Below are 20671 nucleotides of genomic sequence, written 5' to 3' on the forward strand. Positions count from 1 at the left end.
TCCTTCCCGGGAGTCCCGATGCCTGAATTGCCCGAGGTCGAGGTCGTCCGGCGCGGCCTGGAGCGGTGGGTCGCCCATCGCGTCGTGGCCGAGGCCGAGGTCCTGCACCCGCGTGCCGTACGACGGCACCTCGCCGGGGCCGACGACTTCACGCACCGGCTCAAGGGCCACCGCATCGGCACCCCGAGCCGGCGCGGCAAGTACCTGTGGCTGCCGCTGGAGGACACCAACCAGTCGGTCCTCGCGCATCTCGGCATGAGCGGCCAGCTGCTGGTCCAGCCGCACGAGGCGCAGGACGAGAAGCACCTGCGCATCCGCGTCCGGTTCGGCGACGGCCTGGGCACCGAACTCCGGTTCGTCGACCAACGCACGTTCGGCGGACTGTCGTTGCACGACAACACGCTCGACGGGCTGCCGGACGTCATCGCGCACATCGCCCGCGACCCCCTCGACCCGCTGTTCGACGACGAGGCCTTCCACCAGGCGCTGCGCCGGAAGCGGACCACCATCAAGCGGGCGCTGCTCGACCAGTCGCTGATCAGCGGAGTCGGCAACATCTACGCGGACGAGGCCCTCTGGCGCGCCCGCGTCCACTACGAGCGGCCGACCGCCGGCTTCACCCGCCCGCGCACCGCCGAACTCCTCGGCCATGTACGGGACGTGATGAACGCGGCCCTCGCCGTCGGCGGCACCAGCTTCGACAGCCTGTACGTCAACGTCAACGGCGAGTCCGGGTACTTCGACCGTTCGCTGGACGCCTACGGCCGGGAGGGGCTGCCCTGCCGGCGGTGCGGTACGCCGATGCGCAGGCGGCCCTGGATGAACCGGTCCAGCTACTTCTGCCCGCAGTGTCAGCGGGCGCCGCGCGTCTCGTCGTAACGCTCGCGGGCGGCCAGCACCTCGTCCATCCGGCCCTCCACGTAGTGCACGACGGCCAGCAGGTGCTCGGCGACCCCACGGCCGAGCGGGGTGAGCTCGTAGTCGACGCGCGGCGGGTTGGTCGGCTGCGCCTCGCGGTGCACCAGCCCGTCGCGCTCCAGCGCCTGGAGCGTCTGGGAGAGCATCTTCTCACTGACACCGTCCACGCGCCGGCGCAGCTCGTTGAACCGGAACGACCCCTCGTGCAGCGCGCTCAGGGTGAGCCCGCCCCAGCGGCCCATGACGTGCTCGAGGGTCGTACGCGAGGGGCAGTCCCGGGCGAAGACGTCGTACGGAGGCTGCGGCTCCACGACGCCGTCCTGGGTGATGGTCATGCGCCAAGCGTACGGGAGTGCAGCGCTAACCTGACAGGGTGCGCTAACTGTTGGTTAGCGTGGGCGCGGTGCACGAACGGCCTGGCCCGCGAAGCGCTCAGTAGCCGAAGTCCTGCGTCCACCACGGACCGCCCTCGCCGAAGTGCACGCCGACCCCGAGGGTCTTGAAGTCGCAGTTCAGGATGTTGGCGCGGTGGCCCTCGCTGTTCATCCAGGCGTCCATGACGGCCTGGGCGGTGGCCTGGCCGCGGGCTATGTTCTCGCCGCCGAGGTTGGTTATGCCGGCCGCCGCGGCCCGGTCCCACGGCGTCTTGCCGTCCGGGTCGGTGTGGTCGAAGAAGTTCCGCGCGGCCATGTCGTCGCTGAACGCCTCGGCCAGCTTGGCCAGCGAGGAGCTCGCGGACAGCGCGCTGCAGCCGACCTTCGCCCGCTCCTCGTTCACCAGTTTCAGCACCTCGGCCTCGACGACCGCCTCCTGGGAGGTGGTGATCGGCGCGGCGGTCTTCACCGGCGCCTTGGTGGCCGTCCTGCTCGGGCTCGCCGTCGCCTTCCTGGACGGCGTTTCGGCGGTCGTCGGCTTCTCGGTCGCCGTCTTCGTCGGGGTGGCGGACGCGGACGCGGACGTGGACGCGGAGGCTGAGGCTGAGGCTGAGGCGGAGGCGGACTTCGAGGCGGACGCCGACGGGGCCGGCGAGGCGGAACGCTGGGTGTCACGGCTGGTCGAGGAGCCGGTGCCGCGGCTCTCGGCGCTGCCGGAGGTGCCGCCCTGCTCGGTGGCCGTGTTGGTGGGCGCGCCGTCGGCCTGCACCCGCTCGCCGCCGGTCGTGCTGCTGCCGCCGCCGAGCTTGTAGTTCTCCAGGCCGGGCACCAGACCGGTGGCCACCGCGACCGTGCCGATGGCGACCGCGGCGGAGACCCCGAGCAGGCCGGTGGCCACGGGCCGTCCCGACTTCTTGCGGCGCCGGTGCCCGCCGCCCGAGGAGGAGCCACGGCCCGAGGTGAGCTCCTCGACCGGGAACTCGGCGGTGTTCATGAAGAGGGCGTAGTCGTCCTCGTTCGCGAAGAGGTAGGCCGAGCTGCGCGCGTTGGTGTCGGCGTACTCCTCCTGGCGCAGGTAGGCCGCCGTGCCGGTGCCGTAGCGGAGGCCCGCGTACGAGTCCTGCGGGTCGTGGCCGCCCGGGTACGAGCCGTCGTGCTCCGTGACCCCCGTGGCGTGGCCCGTGGCGGCGCGGCCGGCGGCGTGGCGTCGGTGGCGTCCCATGTCCTTGCCCTCTTCCCTCGTCCTCGCGGTCTGGTCGACCAGGGACCGGTGTGGCCCATGACTCCATCTGATCAACCAGGCTCACCCGATCGAGTGAGTTTCATATGAGATTCATTGGGTGGGGACGGTACCGCATGCCGCTGATTGAGGGAGTGCCCCGAGTGACATTGGCCGGTTAGGTTGCACCCATGAGCGAGGATGTGCGACTGGTCGCCTGGGTGCGCGGACGTGTACAGGGCGTGGGTTTCCGCTGGTTCACGCGGGCCAAGGCGCTGGAGATCGGGGGCCTGAGTGGCTTTGCTCTCAATTTGGGCGACGGTCGCGTCCAGGTGGTCGCGGAGGGCTCCCGGGCGGGCTGCGAAGGGCTGCTCGACTGGCTCCAGGGCGATGACACGCCCGGGCGGGTGGAGGGTGTCACCGAGATCTGGGACACACCACGGGGCGGCTACGAGGGCTTCGCCATCCGCTGAGCCCGCGCCGTGAAGCCGCACGCGCGGAAGCGGAGCGAACTGCCACCGGTATGTGCCCCGAGCAGAAATGGCCTGGTGGTTGCCAAGAACCGCGTGTCGTGGCAGGCTCCGCACTTACAGATGATCGCCACGCCCCGAGGGCCCCGTGGGAGTCGCAGCGCCGCCCGGTCAGGGCCGCCCGACTACGGGCTCGCCCGCCAATGCAGGGCGTGATCGTGTTGACCGTCAAACTTTTTGGTGAGACGCTGAAAGCCCCGCGCACCTGAGCTGTTTGGCATGGCGCAACAGTCGAGAAACACTCGGATGTGTCAAGCACCGCGGGTGCGAATCCCTCACGACCCACACCGCTTCGGTCGGTCACTCAGTGTGGAGGACCATCCATCATGGCAAAGGCGCTTCTCGGTTACGTCGGCGGCTCCGACCCGCGACTCCTCGCCGAGATGCGACGGCTCCAGCAGCGTGTCCAGGACCTCGAATCCGAGCTCGTACGGATCCAGGCCGAGAACGACGCGCTGACGGCTGCCGCTTCTCCCGACAGGATCATGGAGAGCATCGACGCAAACCAGGCGGAGCCTGCGCTCACCTGATCGCTGCATCGCTCCACAACAGCACATGCGGCGGTTGGGCAGCCCTTTAACCGCTTAAGTTGTCAAGATTTGCAAGGGACGCCTCCGGCGTCCCTTCTTTCTTGCGCTCCCGCCCCGTTCCAGCCCCGCGCATCCTTTCACCTTCTTTAACGTCTGGTGTGCCCTGCATGTTCATGCGCGAAACCGCGAGGTTGCGAGGGGTCGTGGAGTGCGGTAGCGGCGCCGGGTAGAGTCCCACGGCGTGCACCTCAAGGCCCTGACCCTCCGAGGGTTCAAGTCGTTCGCCTCGGCGACCACACTCCGGTTCGAGCCGGGGATCACGTGTGTCGTCGGTCCGAACGGCTCGGGCAAGTCCAATGTCGTGGACGCGCTCACCTGGGTCATGGGCGAGCACAGCGCCAAGTCGCTGCGCGGCGGCAAGATGGAGGACGTCATCTTCGCCGGCACCACCGGGCGCCCCCCGCTGGGCCGTGCCGAGGTGTCCCTGACCATCGACAACTCCGACGGCGCGCTGCCCATCGAGTACGCCGAGGTCACCATCACGCGGATCATGTTCCGCAACGGCGGCAGCGAGTACCAGATCAACGGCGACACCTGCCGTCTCCTGGACATCCAGGAACTCCTCTCCGACTCCGGCATCGGGCGCGAGATGCATGTCATCGTCGGCCAGGGCCAGCTCGACTCCGTCCTGCACGCGGACCCGATGGGCCGCCGCGCCTTCATCGAGGAGGCGGCCGGCGTCCTCAAGCACCGCAAGCGCAAGGAGAAGGCGCTGCGCAAGCTGGACGCGATGCAGGCCAACCTCGCGCGCGTGCAGGACCTGACCGACGAGCTGCGCCGCCAGCTCAAGCCCCTCGGCCGGCAGGCCGCCGTCGCCCGCAGAGCCGCCGTCATCCAGGCGGACCTCCGCGACGCCCGCCTGCGCCTGCTCGCCGACGACCTCGTACGACTGCGCCAGGCGCTCCAGACCGAGGTCGCCGACGAGGCCGCCCTCAAGGAACGCAAGGAAGCCGCCGAGCAGGAGCTGAAGAAGGCCCTCCAGCGGGAGGCGCTCCTGGAGGACGAGGTACGGCAGCTCACCCCGCGCCTGCAGCGGGCCCAGCAGACCTGGTACGAGCTCTCCCAGCTCGCCGAGCGGGTCCGCGGCACCGTCTCGCTGGCCGACGCCCGCGTGAAGAGCGCCACCTCCACGCCCCCCGAGGAACGGCGCGGCCGCGACCCCGAGGACATGGAGCGCGAAGCCCACCGCATCCGTGAGCAGGAGGCCGAGCTGGAGGCCTCCCTGGAGGCGGCCCAGCACGCCCTGGACGACACCGTCGCGCACCGGGCCGAGCTGGAGCGCGCGCTCGCCCTCGAAGAACGGCGCCTGAAGGACGTGGCCCGCTCCATCGCCGACCGCCGCGAGAGCCTGGCCCGGCTGAACGGCCAGGTGGGCGCGGCCCGCTCCCGTGCCGCGTCCGCCCAGGCCGAGATCGACCGGCTGGCCGCCGCCCGCGACGAGGCCCAGGAACGGGCGGTCTCGGCGCAGGAGGAGTACGAGGCGCTGAAGGCGGAGGTCGACGGCCTCGACGCCGGCGACGAGGAACTCGCCGGACAGCACGACGAGGCCAAGCACCGGCTGGCCGAGGCGGAGGCGGCCCTGACCGCGGCCCGCGAGGCCGTCACGGCGGCGGAACGCAGACGCGCCGCGACCCAGGCCCGCCACGAGGCGCTGGCCCTCGGCCTGCGCCGCAAGGACGGCACCGGCATACTGCTCGGCGCCCGTGACCGCCTCACCGGCATCCTGGGCCCGGCTGCAGAACTCCTCACCGTGACCCCGGGCCACGAGGTCGCCCTCGCAGCAGCCTTCGGCACCGCAGCGGACGCGATCGCGGTGACCACCCCGTCCTCCGCCGCCGACGCAATCCGCCTGCTCCGCAAGCAGGACGGCGGCAGGGCGGCACTACTACTGGCAGGCGCCCCGGAAACCCCCCACCCTGAAACGCCCCAGTCCGAAGGGCCCCATAGAGGCGCGGGGAACGGCGCGACCAGCCACGACGCACCCGCACCCGAAATCGGCGACACCGAGGCAGCGCCCCATGGGGGCGCGGGGATCGGCGCGACCAGCCACGACGGCGCCGCACCCGGCCGACGACCCACCCCGGCCCCCCCGTCAGGGAACTTCGCCGCCGACCTCGTCCGCGGCCCCGCCGACCTGATGCCCGCCGTACGACGCCTCCTCGGCGGCATCGTCGTCGTCGACACCCTCGAAGCCGCCGAGGACCTGATCTACCGCCACCCCCACCTCACCGCCGTCACCGCCGAAGGCGACCTCCTCGGCGCCCATTTCGCCCACGGCGGCTCCGCCGGCGCCCCCAGCCTGCTGGAAGTGCAGGCCTCCGTCGACGAGGCCGCCGCCGAACTGGAAGAGCTCGCCGTCCGCTGCGAGGAGCTGGCCCACGCCCAGGAGTCGGCCCAGGCGTACCGCAGGGAGTGCGCGGCACTCGTCGACGAGCTCGGCGAGCGGCGCCGCGCCGCCGACCGCGAGAAGTCGGCCGTGGCCCAGCAGCTCGGCCGCCTGGCCGGACAGGCGCGCGGCGCGGCGGGCGAGGCGGAACGGTCCACGGCGGCCGCCGCCCGTGCCCAGGACTCCCTCGACAAGGCACTCGAAGAGGTCGAGATCCTCGCCGAGCGGCTCGCCGTGGCCGAGGAGATGCCCGTCGAGGAGGAGCCGGACACCTCCGCACGCGACCGCCTCGCCGCCGACGGCGCCAACGCCCGCCAGACCGAGATGGAGGCCCGCCTCCAGGTCCGTACCCACGAGGAGCGGGTCAAGGGGCTCGCCGGCCGGGCCGACTCCCTCGACCGCGCCGCCCGCGCGGAACGCGAGGCACGCGCGCGTGCCGAACAGCGCCGGGCCCGGCTGCGCCACGAGGCGGCGGTCGCCGAGGCCGTCGCCGCCGGTGCGCGCCAGCTGCTCGGACACGTCGAGGTCTCGGTCGGCCGGGCGGAGCGGGAACGTGCCGCGGCCGAGGCCGCGAAGGCCCGCCGCGAGCAGGAACTGACCGCCGCCCGCACCACCGGCCGCGACCTCAAGTCGGAGCTCGACAAACTCACGGATTCAGTTCACCGGGGCGAGGTACTCGGTGCAGAGAAGCGGCTGCGGATCGAGCAGCTGGAGACCAGGGCGCTGGAGGAACTCGGTGTCGAACCGGCGGGGCTCGTCGAGGAGTACGGCCCGCACCAGCTCGTGCCGCCCTCGCCCCCCGCCGACGGCGAGGTGCTGCCGGACGACCCCGAGCACCCGCGCAACCAGCCGAAGTCCTTCCACCGGGCCGAGCAGGAGCGCCGGCTCAAGGCGGCCGAGCGGGCCTACCAGCAGCTCGGCAAGGTCAACCCGCTGGCCCTGGAGGAGTTCGCGGCCCTTGAGGAACGGCACAAGTTCCTCAGCGAGCAGCTGGAGGACCTGAAGAAGACCCGCGCCGACCTGCTCCAGGTCGTGAAGGAGGTCGACGAGCGCGTCGAGCAGGTCTTCACGGAGGCGTACCGGGACACGGCGAGGGAGTTCGAGGGCGTCTTCAGCCGGCTGTTCCCGGGCGGTGAGGGACGACTGATCCTCACCGACCCCGACAACATGCTCACCACGGGCGTGGACGTCGAGGCCCGGCCGCCGGGCAAGAAGGTCAAGCGGCTCTCCCTGCTGTCGGGCGGCGAACGCTCGCTGACCGCCGTCGCGATGCTGGTGTCGATCTTCAAGGCGCGCCCCAGCCCCTTCTACGTCATGGACGAGGTCGAGGCGGCCCTGGACGACACCAACCTGCAGCGGCTGATCCGCATCATGCAGGAGCTCCAGGAGTCGTCCCAGCTCATCGTGATCACGCACCAGAAGCGGACGATGGAGGTCGCCGACGCGCTGTACGGCGTCTCCATGCAGGGCGACGGTGTGTCGAAGGTCATCAGCCAGCGCCTTCGGTGACGCCGGGTCCCGGCCGACCTCTTCGGTGCGGGCACGTCGGGGCTGGTCGCGCAGTTCCTCGCGCCCCGTTGGGCGCGTCATCTTCGCCACTTCTTCAAGAAGTGAACGCATCTTCCTTGCGTGGTATCTGCAACTTCACACGGCACCCGGTATTGACTTCGAAACTTGAAGGCATAGTCTCTGCAACGTTGCTTTTACCTTCAGGTGTGAGCGGTGTGAGGATGTGCGCCACTTAGACCTGGGAGGGCTCATCCCCCCACCCCCGGCAGCGTTGCCGGTGGCCCGAGGAGTTTCTTGTGACCAGCACTGCGCAGGCACCCCAGTCAGGAGCCGGGACGGCTCACCCCGATCACCTCGGGCATGTCATCTTCATCGCGGCGGCGGCCGCGATGGGTGGTTTCCTCTTCGGCTACGACAGTTCCGTCATCAACGGTGCCGTCGAGGCCATCCGGAGCCGTTACGACATCGGGTCCGCGGCCCTCGCCCAGGTCATCGCCATCGCCCTGATCGGCTGCGCCATCGGCGCCGCGACCGCCGGCCGCATAGCCGACCGGATCGGCCGGATCCGGTGCATGCAGATCGCGGCCGTGCTGTTCACCATCAGCGCCGTGGGCTCGGCACTGCCCTTCGCGCTCTGGGACCTCGCCTTCTGGCGGATCATCGGCGGCTTCGCCATCGGCATGGCCTCCGTCATCGGCCCCGCCTACATCGCCGAGGTCGCCCCGCCCGCCTACCGCGGCCGCCTCGGCTCCTTCCAGCAGGCCGCGATCGTCGTCGGCATCGCCATCTCGCAGCTGGTCAACTGGGGTCTGCTGAACGCCGCCGGCGGCGACCAGCGCGGCAAGCTGATGGGCCTTGAGGCCTGGCAGGTCATGCTCGGCGTCATGGTGATCCCGGCCGTCCTGTACGGCCTGCTCTCCTTCGCGATCCCCGAGTCCCCGCGCTTCCTGCTCTCCGTCGGCAAGCGTGAGCGGGCCCGCGCGATCCTCGAAGAGGTCGAGGGCAAGGGCGCCGACCTGGACGCCCGGGTCGCCGAGATCGAGCACGCGATGAAGAGCGAGCACAGGTCCACGTTCAAGGACCTGCTCGGCGGCTCCTTCTTCTTCAAGCCGATCGTCTGGGTCGGTATCGGCCTGTCGGTCTTCCAGCAGTTCGTCGGCATCAACGTGGCGTTCTACTACTCCTCCACGCTGTGGCAGTCGGTCGGCGTCGACCCGACGGACTCGTTCTTCTACTCCTTCACGACGTCGATCATCAACATCATCGGCACCGTGATCGCGATGATCTTCGTCGACCGCGTCGGCCGCAAGCCGCTGGCCCTCATCGGCTCGGTCGGCATGGTGGTCGGTCTGGCGCTGGAGGCCTGGGCGTTCTCGTACCACCTCGTCGACGGGAAGCTGCCGTCCACGCAGGGCTGGACCGCCCTGATCGCGGCCCACATCTTCGTCCTCTTCTTCGCCCTGTCCTGGGGTGTCGTCGTCTGGGTCTTCCTCGGCGAGATGTTCCCGAACCGGATCCGCGCCGCCGCCCTGGGCGTGGCCGCCTCCGCGCAGTGGATCGCCAACTGGGCCATCACCGCGAGCTTCCCGTCGCTGGCCGACTGGAACCTCTCCGGCACCTACGTGATCTACACGGTCTTCGCGGCCCTCTCCATCCCGTTCGTCCTCAAGTTCGTCAAGGAGACGAAGGGCAAGTCCCTGGAGGAGATGGGCTGAGCAGCCCCCCGACTCGGGGAGAAGGGCCCAATCCCCGCTGCCCCTCTCCTCGTATCCCCCGCCGCCCCGCCCGGTCACTGCCCGGGCGGGGCGGCGGCTCGCATACGGCCCTCCGCAGCGAGGTTCCTCGGTCCCGGACTCCACCGCCACGGCGACCGGCCACGACGGCGGTTCCCGGCGGCGCGGTCGGCTTCGTGGTGGCGCCGTGTCGGTCGGGCTCTTCGTCTCTCGGCCGGCGGCAGGGTTCCCGGCCCTGAACGCCGCCGCACCACTTCTTTCCGCCGCCACGGCGACCGGCCACGACGGTGAAGCCCGGCGGTGCCGCACCCGGCCGGACTCGCCCGCCGGGTGCGGCCGCCCCCGCTACGCCGGCAGCGCCGGAAGCACGGTCTCCGCGAACAGGCGCAGGCTCCGCCACCCCTCCGCCACCGGCATCCCGCCCGCCAGCGGGTGCAGGACCAGGTTGTCCAGTCCTGCCGTCACGCACTCGTCCGGGGTGAGGATGCGGTACACGCCCTCCTCGCGCAGTTCGGCGACCGTGGTCGCGGCGGACCGCACCGCCGAGTGGATGTCGCCGGACTGCCAGGACGCGTACGTCCGGGCCTCGTGCAGGAAGTGCTCGCCGTAGTCGGCCCACGCCCGGTCCGGGTCCTCGGCGATGTGCAGCAGCGGGGTCTCTGCCGTGGGCATCATCGTCCAGCCCTCCGTGCCGTACTCGGTGAGCCGCTCCTTGTAGTACGCCTCCAGCTCCGGCAGGTGCGCGCTGGGGAAGAACGGCAGGCCGAGGCGGGCGGCCCGGCGGGCGGCGGCCCGGGAGGAGCCGCCGACCAGGAGCAGGGGGTGGGGGTCCGTGAAGGGGCGCGGGGTGACCCGTACCGTACGGCCCCGGTACTCGAACTCCTCGCCGGTCCACGCCTTCAGCAGCGTCTCCAACAGCTCGTCCTGCAGCCGCCCGCGCCGCTTCCAGTCCACGTCGAACAGCGCGTACTCCTCGGGCCGGTAGCCGATCCCGGCCACCGTCACCAGCCGGCCCCCGCTGAGCAGGTCGAGGACCGCGATGTCCTCCGCCAGCCGCAGCGGGTCGTGCAGCGGGCCGATCACCGCCGACACGGTCACCGCGATGGTCCGGGTCGCCCCGAACACCGCGCCCGCGAAGGCGAACGGCGACGGCAGCCAGTTGTTGTCGACGCCGTGGTGCTCCTCGGTCTGCACGGTGGTGACCCCGTGCGCGTCGGCGTACGCGGCCATGTCGAGGGCCGCTCGGTACCGGGTGCCCAGGGCGGCCGGGGAGGCGCCGGGCTCGACGAGGTTGAAGCGGACGACCGAGACGGGCATGGGAGTTCCCCTTCACCTTGGCTGGCCGGCGGGTGTGCGGGGACAGTAGCTGACGGTGCGTCAGACGGCCAGGGGTGCGGGCTTCCCCGCCTCCGCCGGTACCACCGCCGGCTTCGGGAGCACCGCGTACAGCAGGCCCGAGACGGCGATCGTCGCGACCCAGCCGAGGCCGTAGCGGCCGACGGGATTGTTCGTGGCGAGCGGGCCGGTGAACCAGTCGCACGTGGTGAAGGGCAGGCCGGCCGCCAGGCCGAGCGCCCAGGCCGCGACGGCGGCGGGGGAGAAGCCCGCCCGGTACCAGTAGGCACTGGTGCGCGTGGTGTCGAGGAGGGCCGTGGCGTCGTACTCCCGGCGGCGGAGCATGTCGGCCCCGAAGACCCCCACCCACGCCGAGAACGCCACCGCCAGCAGCGACAGGAAGGCGATGAAGGAGGCCATGAACGAAGTCGCGGCCAGCATCAGGACGGCCCCGAGGACCAGCGAGATGACCGCGTTGACGGCGACCGCCCAGGGGCGGGGGATCCGGAAGCCGAGCGTCTGCGCGGTGAAGCCCGCCGAGTACATCGACATCGCGTTGATCAGCAGCATCCCGACCAGGGCGACGAGGAGGTAGGGGACCGCCAGCCAGCGGGGCAGGATCTCGCCGAGGAAGGAGACCGGGTCGGCCGAAGCGGCCAGGCCCGGGGCGGCGGACGCCGTCACCGCACCCATCAGGACGAGGGGGAGTACGACGATCCCGGCACCGCCGACCGTGTTGCGTACGATCGCCGCCGAGGACGCCGTACCCGGCAGATACCGCGTGAAGTCCGGTGCGGTCGGCGCCCAGCTCACCCCGCCCGCCGCGATCAGCCCGGCCCCGGTGACCATCGCGGCCGCGGAACCGGCGGGCTGTCCGAACACCCGGTCCCAGTCCGTCGTCGCGATCAGCCGGCCGAGGACCAGCAGTGAGAAGGCGCCGAACAGCCGGCTCGCCCACCGGTTGCAGTACCGCAACGCCCTGATGCCCATGCCGGAGATCGCGAACGTGGCGATCACGAAGAGGACGAGCGTGACGACGACCAGGGCGGTGGTGCGCCTGATCCCGAACAGGATGTCGAGGACGCTCAGCAGAGCGTAGGCGCCGGTCACCGCGTTGATCGTCTCCCAGCCCCAGCGCGCCACCCAGATCACCGCGCCCGGGAGCAGGTTGCCGCGCTGCCCGAAGACCGCCCGGGACAGCGCCATGCCCGGTGCCCCGCCGCGCTTGCCCGCGATGCCGATGACCCCGACCAGGCCGAACGACACGATCGGCGCCGCGACGCCGACCACCAGGGACTGCCAGAAGTTCAGCCCGAACGACACCGCCAGGCTCGCACCCACGGTCACCAGCAGGACGGTGATGTTGGCGGTGATCCAGGTGGGGAGCAGACCGCGCGGTGTGCCGGTGCGCTCGGAGTCCGGGACCGGCTCGATGCCCCGGGTTTCGAGGCCGTGGTGCTCCAGCGACTCTTCGAGATGTTCGAGCGCGCCATCGTGGTGGGCGGTGGTGCTCATAGGCAGTCATCGTACGTTAGCCGGGCGAATACCCTCAAAAGGGACAGCTGGTCTCGGAGGATCGTCCGGAAACTCCCGCGCGAGGGAGCAAAGTCGGCCGCGGGGGAGGGATGGATACTGGTCGGGTTATGGAAACCGTCATCCTTGCTGTAGTCATCGCCGTAGTCGTGCTCGGCGCGCTCGGCGGGCTCGTCGTCGGCAGCCGGCGCAAGAAGTCGCTGCCCCCGCCGCCCCCCGCCGCGCCCGACATCACCGCACCCCCGGCCGAGCCGCACGTCGGCGACGAGGCCGAGACGCCGCGCGACGAACCGCGCCGGACGATAGAGGAGGTCGACCTTCCCGACGGCTCGGCTCCCGTCGCCGTCGAAGAGCCCCCCGCGGTCGAAGCGCCCGAGATCGAGATCCCCGAGCCCACGGCCGGCCGGCTGGTCCGGCTGCGCGCCCGGCTCTCCCGGTCGCAGACCGCCCTCGGCAAGGGGCTGCTCACGCTGCTCTCGCGCGAGCACCTCGACGACGAGACGTGGGAGGAGATCGAGGACACGCTGCTCACCGCAGACGTCGGCGTGCAGCCCACCACCGAGCTGGTCGACCGGCTCCGCGAGCGTGTGAAGGTGCTCGGCACCCGCACCCCCGAGGAGCTGCGCGGCCTGCTCCGTGACGAGCTGCTCAAGCTGGTCGGCACCGACGTCGACCGCGAGGTGAAGACCGAGCCCGCCGACCGCAAGCCGGGCATCGTGATGGTCGTCGGCGTCAACGGCACCGGCAAGACCACCACCACCGGCAAGCTCGCCCGCGTCCTCGTCGCCGACGGCCGTACGGTCGTGCTCGGCGCCGCCGACACCTTCCGGGCCGCCGCCGCCGACCAGCTCCAGACCTGGGGTGAGCGCGTCGGTGCCCACACCGTGCGCGGCCCCGAGGCCGGTGACCCCGCCTCCGTCGCCTTCGACGCGGTGAAGGAGGGCAAGGAGATGGGCGTCGACGTGGTGCTCATCGACACCGCCGGGCGGCTGCACACCAAGACCGGCCTCATGGACGAGCTGGGCAAGGTCAAGCGGGTCGTCGAGAAGCACGCCCCGCTCGACGAGGTGCTGCTCGTCCTCGACGCCACCACCGGGCAGAACGGCCTCGTCCAGGCCCGGGTCTTCGCCGAGGTCGTCGACATCACCGGCATCGTCCTCACCAAGCTGGACGGCACCGCCAAGGGCGGCATCGTGATCGCGGTCCAGCGCGAGCTGGGCGTCCCGGTCAAGCTCATCGGCCTGGGCGAGGGCGCGGACGACCTCGCGCCCTTCGAGCCGGAGGCGTTCGTGGATGCCCTTATCGGTGACTGATACCAGGCGGGTGAATCTGCCCGCCCCGAGATCGCGCAGAAGCGCCCGATCCCCGAGCTTCAGCCCGGGGGCGGGCGCTTCGGCGTACGAAGCCGGAGCTCGCGGTTACGCCCGTGACCGGTGTGCGACGTAGGCCAGTGTCCCGAGCAGCAGCCTCGCCGCCGGGGGCCTGGTCGCCGAGTCCAGGGCCGGCGGGCGCAGCCAGCGCACCGGGCCCAGGCCGCCCCGGTCGGAGGGCGGGGCGGTGATGTACGTGCCGGTGCCGAGGCCGCGCAGGTCCAAGGAGGTCGGGTCGTCCCAGCCCATGCGGTAGAGCAGCGCGGGGAGTTCGGCGGCGGCGCCGGGGGCGACGAGGAAGTGCGCGCGGCCGTCCGGGGTGGCGGTGACCGGGCCGAGCGGGAGGCCCATGCGCTCCAGACGGACCAGGGCGCGGCGCCCTGCGGGTTCGGCCACCTCGATCACGTCGAACGCGCGGCCGACCGGGAGCATCACCGCAGCGCCCGGGAACTCGCCCCAGGCCTTGGTGACCTCGTCGAGCGTGGCGCCCGCGGGCACCTGGGGCGCGAAGTCCAGCGGATGCGCGCCCGGCGCGGGACAGCCGGCCTGCCCGCAGGAGCACGCCCCGGCCGCGGCCCGGGCGCCGGGCACCACGTCCCAGCCCCACAGTCCGGTGAACTCGGCGACGGCGGTGCAGTCCGATGAACGACCGCGCCGGCGTGTGCCGGAGCGGATCTCGCGAATGCCGCCGATCGTGAAGCCCATGCCCCCTCCAACGGGTCCGGCGCGCCGGTGGTTACGACACGGAACGAGACGGAAACGGAACGTGACGCTACGGCTCCGCCTTCCCTCCGGCCCGCAAGGTCATGGCAGCGCCCTGAAGCTCCCCGGGTGGTGCGCCTGAGGACATGCGCCCCCGAGTGCACCGCTCCGCCTACTCCCGGCCGTCCTATGTCAAGTGAATCGCGCCATGGGCATCGTGAGTTCATTCGAAGGGGTGGCGAATGGTGGCGTTTCCGGGATCGCCGTGGCTGGAGCAGTGATCGTAGGATTACTTTGAGTGCACGAGGCCTGGGGGCACTTGCACTCGTGGGTATGCCGGAGGCAACTCGGCATCCCGTTCGAAGGGTGAGAACTACCGGACGGGCGGCCGTATTTACCGGCATTCTGATAGGGCTTGGCGCATCCGGCATCAAGTGGTCTCAGGGATGGGGGCGTTCCAGTGGGCGGCAACGGCGGAAGCGGGGCGACCGCGACCAGCACCGACAAGCGCCCCAACGAGCTGCTCAACTCGTGGTTCGTGCGCAGCGGCTGGTCGAAGGGCGAGCTGGCGCGGCAAGTGAACCGCAGAGCACGCCAGTTGGGCGCCAACCACATCTCCACGGACACGTCCAGGGTGCGCCGCTGGCTCGACGGGGAGAACCCGCGCGAGCCGATCCCCCGGATCCTCTCCGAGCTGTTCTCCGAGCGGTTCGGCTGCGTCGTCTCGGTCGAGGACCTCGGGCTGCGGGCCGCCCGCCAGTCACCGTCCGCGACCGGCGTCGACCTGCCCTGGACGGGCCCGCAGACCGTGGCCCTGCTCAGCGAGTTCTCGCGCAGCGACCTGATGCTGGCGCGGCGCGGCTTCCTCGGAACCTCGCTGGTGCTGTCTGCGGGCCCGTCCCTCATCGAGCCCATGCAGCGCTGGCTGGTCCCCTCGCCGGGCGGCCCGCAGCAGACCCCCGAGCCGTCCGCCGACCCCCGCCGCCCCGGCCGCATCTCCCGTCCCGAGCTGGCCCTCCTGGAGTCCACCACGGAGATGTTCCGCCAGTGGGACGCCCAGTGCGGCGGCGGCCTGCGCCGCAAGGCGGTCGTCGGCCAGCTGCACGAGGTCACCGACCTCCTCCAGGAGCCCCAGCCCGAGGCCACCGCCCGCAAGCTCTTCAAGGTCGCGGCCGAACTCGCCGAGCTGGCCGGGTGGATGTCGTACGACGTCGGCCTCCAGCCCACCGCCCAGAAGTACTTCGTGCTCGCCCTGCACGCGGCCAAGGAGGCCGGTGACAAGCCGCTCGGCTCGTACATCCTCTCCAGCATGAGCCGCCAGATGATCCACCTGGGCCGGCCCGACGACGCCCTGGAGCTGATCCACCTCGCCCAGTACGGCAGCCGGGACTGCGCGAGCCCGCGCACCCAGTCGATGCTGTATGCGATGGAGGCCCGCGCCTACGCCAACATGGGCCAGCCGGGCAAGTGCAAGCGGGCGGTCCGGATGGCCGAGGACACCTTCTCCGAGGCCGACGAGTGGGACGAGCCGGACCCCGACTGGATCCGCTTCTTCTCCGAGGCCGAGCTCTACGGCGAGAACAGCCACTCCTTCCGCGACCTGGCCTACGTCGCAGGCCGCAGCCCCACCTACGCCTCGCTGGCCGAGCCGCTGATGCGCAAGGCCGTCGAGCTGTTCGCCAAGGACACCGAGCACCAGCGGTCGTACGCGCTCAACCTCATCGGCATGGCCACCGTGCACCTGCTGCGCGGCGAGCCCGAGCAGAGCACGGTTCTGGCCTCAGAGGCGATGGGCATCGCCAAGAAGGTGCGCTCCGAGCGCGTCAACACTCGTATTCGAAAGACGGTCGACACGGCCGTCCGCGACTACGGCGGCCTCGCGGCCGTCGTCGACCTCACCGAACAGCTCGCCGCCGACCTCCCGGAGACCGCCGAGGCGGTCTGAATCCCGGCGCTTCCCAGACCCCGGCCGCGGCCGGCCCTCCCGAACTGCCCGACTCGGCTCCCCCATGCCAGGTCATCGGACGGCCGACCGCGGCCGGTTCTTTCCTCCGAGAGAAGGTTGCGCCACGATAACGATCCCGCAGCGCGACATCTCGCAATTCATCCACCCGTAACACGCCAGGCGCCTTCGTCACTCCGGCGAAACAACGAGGGGCAACGACCGAAACCGCGCTGCGTCAATCTCATGGCGCATAACCGGCCCACCCCCCGCTTCACCGGACCGCTCACGCTCCGACCCGCACGGGGCCGTACAACCGACGAGGAGACGCCGATGGCACCAGCCGCCATCACGCTTGCCGCGGAGGCACCCAAGCTGTCCTCCGCGAACACAGGCTTCATGCTCATCTGCTCCGCCCTGGTGCTGCTCATGACGCCGGGTCTCGCCTTCTTCTACGGCGGCATGGTCCGCGTCAAGAGCACCCTGAACATGCTGATGATGAGCTTCGTCAGCATCGGGATCGTCACCATCCTGTGGGTGCTCTACGGCTTCTCCCTGGCCTTCGGCTCCAGCAACGGCTTCATCGGCTACGACTCCCACTGGCTGGGCATGAGCAACGTCGGGCTGACGGAGCTCTGGCCCGGCTACACGATCCCGGTCTTCGTGTTCATGGTCTTCCAGATGATGTTCGCGGTCATCACGCCGGCCCTGATAAGCGGCGCCATCGCCGACCGCGTCAAGTTCTCGGCCTGGGCGCTCTTCGTCGCCCTGTGGCTCACGGTCGTCTACGTCCCGGTCGCCCACTGGGTCTGGGGCGCCGACGGCTGGGCCTACAAGCTCGGTGTGATCGACTTCGCCGGCGGTACCGCGGTCCACATCAACGCCGGTGCCGGCGCCCTCGGCGTCATCCTGGTCATCGGCAAGCGCGTCGGCTTCAAGAAGGACCCGATGCGCCCGCACAGCCTCCCGCTGGTCATGCTCGGCGCCGGTCTGCTGTGGTTCGGCTGGTTCGGCTTCAACGCCGGCTCCTGGCTCGGCAACGACGACGGCGTCGGCGCGCTGATGTTCGTCAACACGCAGGTCGCCACCGCCGCCGCCATGCTCGCCTGGCTCGCCTACGAGAAGATCCGGCACGGCGCCTTCACCACCCTGGGTGCCGCCTCCGGCGCGGTCGCCGGCCTGGTCGCCATCACCCCGTCCGGCGGTGCGGTCTCCCCGCTCGGCGCGATCGCCGTCGGCGCCATCGCCGGTGTCGCCTGCGCCGCGGCAGTCGGCCTGAAGTTCAAGTTCGGCTACGACGACTCCCTCGACGTGGTCGGTGTCCACATGGTCGGCGGCATCATCGGCTCCCTGCTCATCGGCTTCTTCGCCACCGGCAAGGGCCAGTCCGCCGCGACCGGCGTCTTCTACGGCGACCACTCCTTCACCCAGCTGTGGAAGCAGTTCGCCGGTGTCGGCGCGGTCCTCGGCTACTCCCTGGTCGCCTCCGCGGTCCTCGCCTTCCTCCTCGACAAGACCCTCGGCATGCGGGTCACCGAGGACGAGGAGGTCTCCGGCATCGACCAGGCCGAGCACGCCGAGACTGCATACGACTTCAGCGGCACGGGCGGCGGTGTCATCGGCTCCGTCTCCGCTCCGGCCCTGGCCGGGACGAGCAAGAAGGTGGACGCATGAAGCTCATCACCGCCGTCGTGAAGCCTCACCGGCTCGACGAGATCAAGGAGGCCCTGCAGGCCTTCGGCGTCCACGGCCTCACGGTCACCGAGGCCAGCGGCTACGGTCGGCAGCGCGGCCACACCGAGGTCTACCGTGGTGCGGAGTACACCGTCGACCTGGTGCCCAAGATCCGCATCGAGGTGCTGGCCGAGGACGAGGACGCCGAGCAGCTGATCGACGTCATCGTCAAGGCCGCCCGCACCGGCAAGATCGGTGACGGCAAGGTCTGGTCGCTCCCGGTCGAGACCGCCGTACGGGTCCGCACCGGCGAGCGCGGACCGGACGCACTGTAGAACAGAACCATCTGAATACAGGCAGGAGTCGCTGGGTGACGGGTACGGAAGTTCGGAACGACGCGGAGAACGCGGGACCCAGCGGCTACGCGGCGGCCCGGCTGCGCCTCCTCACCGAGGGGGCGCGGTCCGGGCCGCCGCGCCGTACCGCCCTCGCCGAGCTGACCGACGAATGGCTGACCGGGCTGTTCGCGGCGGCGACCGAGGGCATCAGGGGCGGCGTCTCCCTGGTCGCCGTCGGCGGCTACGGCCGCGCCGAACTCTCCCCGCGCAGCGACCTCGACCTCCTGCTGCTGCACGACGGCGCCGACTCCGGAGCCGTGGCCGCCGTCGCCGACCGGCTCTGGTACCCCGTCTGGGACCTGGGCCTGGCCCTCGACCACTCCGTACGCACACCCGCCGAGGCCCGCAAGACGGCCGGCGAGGACCTCAAGGTCCAGCTCGGCCTCCTCGACGCCCGCCACATCGCCGGCGACCTCGGCCTCACCTCCGCACTGCGCACCGCGATCCTCGCCGACTGGCGCAACCAGGCGCCCAAACGACTCCCCGAGCTCCAGGAGCTGTGCGCCGAGCGCGCCGAACGCCAGGGCGAGCTGCAGTACCTCCTGGAGCCGGACCTGAAGGAGGCCCGCGGCGGCCTCCGGGACGCCACCGCCCTGCGCGCCGTCGCCGCCTCCTGGCTGGCCGACGCCCCGCGCGAGGGCCTCGCAGACGCCCGCAGGCGCCTCCTCGACGTCCGCGACGCCCTGCACCTGACCACGGGCCGTGCCACCGACCGCCTCGCGCTCCAGGAGCAGGACCAGGTCGCCGCCGAACTGGACCTCCTCGACGCCGACACCCTGCTTCGCCAGGTCTACGAGGCCGCGCGCGTCATCTCGTACGCCAGTGACGTCACCTGGCGCGAAGTGGGGCGCGTCCTGCGCTCGCGCGCCGTCCGGCCCCGGCTGCGCGCCATGCTGGGCGGCGGCAAACCGGTCACCGAGCGCTCCCCGCTCGCCGAGGGCGTCGTGGAGCAGGACGGCGAGGTGGTGCTCGCCCGCGCCGCCCGCCCCGAACGCGACCCGGTGCTCCCGCTGCGCGCCGCGGCCGCCGCCGCCCAGGCCGGCCTTCCGCTCTCCCTGCACGCCGTACGGCGCATGGCCGCCACCGCGCGCCCCCTGCCCACGCCGTGGCCCGCCGAGGCCCGCGAGCAGCTGGTCACCCTGCTCGGCTCCGGCCGCCCCACCGTCGAGGTCTGGGAGGCGCTGGAGGCCGAGGGCCTGATCACCCGCCTGCTGCCCGACTGGGAGCGGGTCCGGTGCCGCCCGCAGCGCAACGCCGTGCACGTCTGGACCGTCGACCGGCACCTCATCGAGACCGCCGTGCGCGCCTCCGAGTTCACCCGCCGTGTCCACCGCCCCGACCTGCTGCTGGTCGCCGCCCTGCTGCACGACATCGGCAAGGGCTGGCCCGGCGACCACTCGGTGGCCGGCGAGATCATCGTCAAGGACGTGGCGGCGCGGATCGGCTTCGACCGCGGCGACGTGGCGGTCCTGTCCACGCTCGTCCGCCACCACCTCCTGCTCATCGAGACCGCCACCCGGCGCGACCTGGACGACCCGGCCACGGTCCGCCTGGTCGCCGACGCGGTCGGCACCCAGGGCACCCTGGAGCTGCTGCACGCCCTCACCGAGGCCGACGCGCTGGCCACCGGCCCGGCGGCCTGGTCGTCCTGGCGCGGCTCCCTCGTCGCCGACCTGGTGAAACGGGTATCGGCGGTCCTCGCGGGGGACACCGCCGACGAGCCCGAGCCGGGCGCGCCCACGGCCGAGCAGGAGCGGCTGGCCATCGAGGCCTTCCGTACCGGCGCCCCGGTCCTCGCCCTGCGCGCCCAGACCGAGCCTGCCGCCACCGACGAGGAGCAGGCCGGCGACCCCGAACCGCTCGGCGTCGAACTGCTCATCGCCGTACCCGACCAGCCGGGCGTGCTCCCGGCCGTCTCCGGCGTGCTGGCCGTGCACCGCCTGACGGTGCGCACCGCCGAGCTGCGCGCCGTCCGGCTCCCGGACGACGTCGACGACGGCACGGTCCTGCTGCTCGACTGGCGGGTCGCGGCCGAGTACGGCTCCCTGCCGCAGGCCGCCCGCCTGCGGGCCGACCTCGTGAGGGCGCTGGACGGCTCCCTGGACATCGCGGGCCGCCTCGCGGAGCGGGACGCCGCCTACCCGCGGCGCCGGGGCTGGGTGGCCCCGCCACCGCGCGTGACGGTGGCCTCCGCGGCCTCCCGGCACGCCACCGTGTTCGAGGTACGCGCCCAGGACGCACCGGGCCTGCTGTACCGGATCGGGCGGGCGCTGGAGGACGCCGAGGTGCGGGTGCGCAGCGCGCACGTCAGCACGCTCGGCTCCAACGCCGTCGACGCCTTCTACGTCACCGGCACCGACCACGCGCCGCTGCCCGCGGAGGAGGCGGCCTCCGTGGCGCGCAAGCTGGAGGAGACGCTGAGGGGCTGATCGCACGACTGTGCAAGGCGGGGACCACT

General features: G+C 71.6%; 15 protein-coding genes. 10 read left to right on the plus strand and 5 right to left on the minus strand.

Features of this window, described 5'->3' with window-relative positions:
* Nucleotides 1-18 precede the first annotated feature (18 nt).
* The gene (mutM, locus tag ACFY0K_RS38795) at nucleotides 19-879 is read left to right on the plus strand and encodes a bifunctional DNA-formamidopyrimidine glycosylase/DNA-(apurinic or apyrimidinic site) lyase (RefSeq protein ID WP_390643806.1); all 861 of its coding nucleotides are present in this window, start codon (nucleotides 19-21) and stop codon (nucleotides 877-879) included.
* On the opposite strand, the gene ACFY0K_RS38800 is transcribed toward mutM, so the two are convergent.
* Both ACFY0K_RS38800 and ACFY0K_RS38805 read right to left on the minus strand, forming a co-directional pair.
* A complete protein-coding gene (locus ACFY0K_RS38800; RefSeq protein WP_390643807.1) occupies nucleotides 852-1253 on the minus strand; it encodes a winged helix-turn-helix transcriptional regulator in 402 nt (133 codons plus the stop codon). The two genes, mutM and ACFY0K_RS38800, sit on opposite strands and share 28 nt — an antisense overlap.
* Before the next feature lie 97 nt (nucleotides 1254-1350).
* Nucleotides 1351-2514: a CAP domain-containing protein gene (locus ACFY0K_RS38805; RefSeq protein ID WP_390643808.1), complete on the minus strand. Its 1164-nt coding sequence runs from the start codon at nucleotides 2512-2514 to the stop codon at nucleotides 1351-1353.
* Nucleotides 2515-2702: 188 nt separating this feature from the next.
* Here ACFY0K_RS38805 and ACFY0K_RS38810 point away from each other — a divergent pair, with 188 nt between their 5' ends.
* The 4 genes from ACFY0K_RS38810 (at nucleotide 2703) to ACFY0K_RS38825 (ending at nucleotide 9241) form a co-directional block, all read left to right on the plus strand.
* Nucleotides 2703-2984, plus strand: a complete 282-nt coding sequence (locus ACFY0K_RS38810; RefSeq protein ID WP_351485020.1) for an acylphosphatase — start codon at nucleotides 2703-2705, stop codon at nucleotides 2982-2984.
* Between the two features lie 383 nt (nucleotides 2985-3367).
* A complete protein-coding gene (locus tag ACFY0K_RS38815) occupies nucleotides 3368-3571 on the plus strand; it encodes a hypothetical protein (protein WP_093498859.1) in 204 nt (67 codons plus the stop codon).
* Between the two features lie 241 nt (nucleotides 3572-3812).
* A complete protein-coding gene (locus ACFY0K_RS38820) occupies nucleotides 3813-7526 on the plus strand; it encodes an AAA family ATPase (protein ID WP_390643809.1) in 3714 nt (1237 codons plus the stop codon).
* A gap of 296 nt (nucleotides 7527-7822) precedes the next feature.
* The gene (locus tag ACFY0K_RS38825) at nucleotides 7823-9241 is read left to right on the plus strand and encodes a sugar porter family MFS transporter (protein ID WP_351959680.1); all 1419 of its coding nucleotides are present in this window, start codon (nucleotides 7823-7825) and stop codon (nucleotides 9239-9241) included.
* Between the two features lie 363 nt (nucleotides 9242-9604).
* On the opposite strand, the gene ACFY0K_RS38830 is transcribed toward ACFY0K_RS38825, so the two are convergent.
* Both ACFY0K_RS38830 and ACFY0K_RS38835 read right to left on the minus strand, forming a co-directional pair.
* A complete protein-coding gene (locus ACFY0K_RS38830; RefSeq protein ID WP_390643810.1) occupies nucleotides 9605-10576 on the minus strand; it encodes an LLM class flavin-dependent oxidoreductase in 972 nt (323 codons plus the stop codon).
* Nucleotides 10577-10636: 60 nt separating this feature from the next.
* On the minus strand, nucleotides 10637-12109 hold the full coding sequence (locus ACFY0K_RS38835; RefSeq protein WP_390643811.1) for a cytosine permease: 1473 nt from the start codon (nucleotides 12107-12109) through the stop codon (nucleotides 10637-10639).
* A 128-nt stretch (nucleotides 12110-12237) separates the two neighbouring features.
* Between ACFY0K_RS38835 and ftsY the strand changes: the two genes are divergently transcribed.
* Nucleotides 12238-13440, plus strand: coding sequence for a signal recognition particle-docking protein FtsY (gene ftsY, locus ACFY0K_RS38840; protein ID WP_351959677.1), 1203 nt, complete (start codon nucleotides 12238-12240; stop codon nucleotides 13438-13440).
* A 105-nt stretch (nucleotides 13441-13545) separates the two neighbouring features.
* Here the strand turns inward: ftsY and ACFY0K_RS38845 are convergent, their stop codons facing one another.
* Entirely contained in the window at nucleotides 13546-14202 is a 657-nt protein-coding gene (locus tag ACFY0K_RS38845; RefSeq protein ID WP_351959676.1) for a bifunctional DNA primase/polymerase, read from the minus strand.
* A 457-nt stretch (nucleotides 14203-14659) separates the two neighbouring features.
* Between ACFY0K_RS38845 and ACFY0K_RS38850 the strand changes: the two genes are divergently transcribed.
* The 4 genes from ACFY0K_RS38850 to ACFY0K_RS38865 all read left to right on the plus strand — a co-directional run bounded on the left by ACFY0K_RS38850 (nucleotide 14660) and on the right by ACFY0K_RS38865 (nucleotide 20642).
* Nucleotides 14660-16144 carry a hypothetical protein gene (locus tag ACFY0K_RS38850; RefSeq protein WP_390643812.1) on the plus strand — a complete coding sequence of 495 codons (1485 nt, stop codon included), beginning with the start codon at nucleotides 14660-14662 and terminating at the stop codon, nucleotides 16142-16144.
* A 330-nt stretch (nucleotides 16145-16474) separates the two neighbouring features.
* Nucleotides 16475-17815, plus strand: coding sequence for an ammonium transporter (locus tag ACFY0K_RS38855; protein WP_093498851.1), 1341 nt, complete (start codon nucleotides 16475-16477; stop codon nucleotides 17813-17815).
* The gene (locus ACFY0K_RS38860; RefSeq protein ID WP_093498850.1) at nucleotides 17812-18150 is read left to right on the plus strand and encodes a P-II family nitrogen regulator; all 339 of its coding nucleotides are present in this window, start codon (nucleotides 17812-17814) and stop codon (nucleotides 18148-18150) included. Before ACFY0K_RS38855 ends, ACFY0K_RS38860 begins: the two co-directional genes overlap by 4 nt.
* 35 nt (nucleotides 18151-18185) lie before the next feature.
* Entirely contained in the window at nucleotides 18186-20642 is a 2457-nt protein-coding gene (locus tag ACFY0K_RS38865) for a [protein-PII] uridylyltransferase (protein ID WP_390643813.1), read from the plus strand.
* Nucleotides 20643-20671: the final 29 nt, after the last annotated feature.

It is taken from the genome of Streptomyces sp. NPDC001507 (assembly GCF_042894765.1).
In the GTDB taxonomy this organism is placed as follows: Bacteria; Actinomycetota; Actinomycetes; order Streptomycetales; family Streptomycetaceae; genus Streptomyces.

Bases quoted from the DNA above. Each gene is read 5' to 3' on its own strand.
- mutM (WP_390643806.1), top strand. From the start codon at position 19: ATGCCTGAATTGCCCGAGGTCGAGGTCGTCCGGCGCGGCCTGGAGCGG.
- ACFY0K_RS38800 (WP_390643807.1), bottom strand. From the start codon at position 1,253: ATGACCATCACCCAGGACGGCGTCGTGGAGCCGCAGCCTCCGTACGAC.
- ACFY0K_RS38805 (WP_390643808.1), bottom strand. From the start codon at position 2,514: ATGGGACGCCACCGACGCCACGCCGCCGGCCGCGCCGCCACGGGCCAC.
- ACFY0K_RS38810 (WP_351485020.1), top strand. From the start codon at position 2,703: ATGAGCGAGGATGTGCGACTGGTCGCCTGGGTGCGCGGACGTGTACAG.
- ACFY0K_RS38815 (WP_093498859.1), top strand. From the start codon at position 3,368: ATGGCAAAGGCGCTTCTCGGTTACGTCGGCGGCTCCGACCCGCGACTC.
- ACFY0K_RS38830 (WP_390643810.1), bottom strand. From the start codon at position 10,576: ATGCCCGTCTCGGTCGTCCGCTTCAACCTCGTCGAGCCCGGCGCCTCC.
- ACFY0K_RS38835 (WP_390643811.1), bottom strand. From the start codon at position 12,109: ATGAGCACCACCGCCCACCACGATGGCGCGCTCGAACATCTCGAAGAG.
- ftsY (WP_351959677.1), top strand. From the start codon at position 12,238: ATGGAAACCGTCATCCTTGCTGTAGTCATCGCCGTAGTCGTGCTCGGC.
- ACFY0K_RS38845 (WP_351959676.1), bottom strand. From the start codon at position 14,202: ATGGGCTTCACGATCGGCGGCATTCGCGAGATCCGCTCCGGCACACGC.
- ACFY0K_RS38855 (WP_093498851.1), top strand. From the start codon at position 16,475: ATGGCACCAGCCGCCATCACGCTTGCCGCGGAGGCACCCAAGCTGTCC.
- ACFY0K_RS38860 (WP_093498850.1), top strand. From the start codon at position 17,812: ATGAAGCTCATCACCGCCGTCGTGAAGCCTCACCGGCTCGACGAGATC.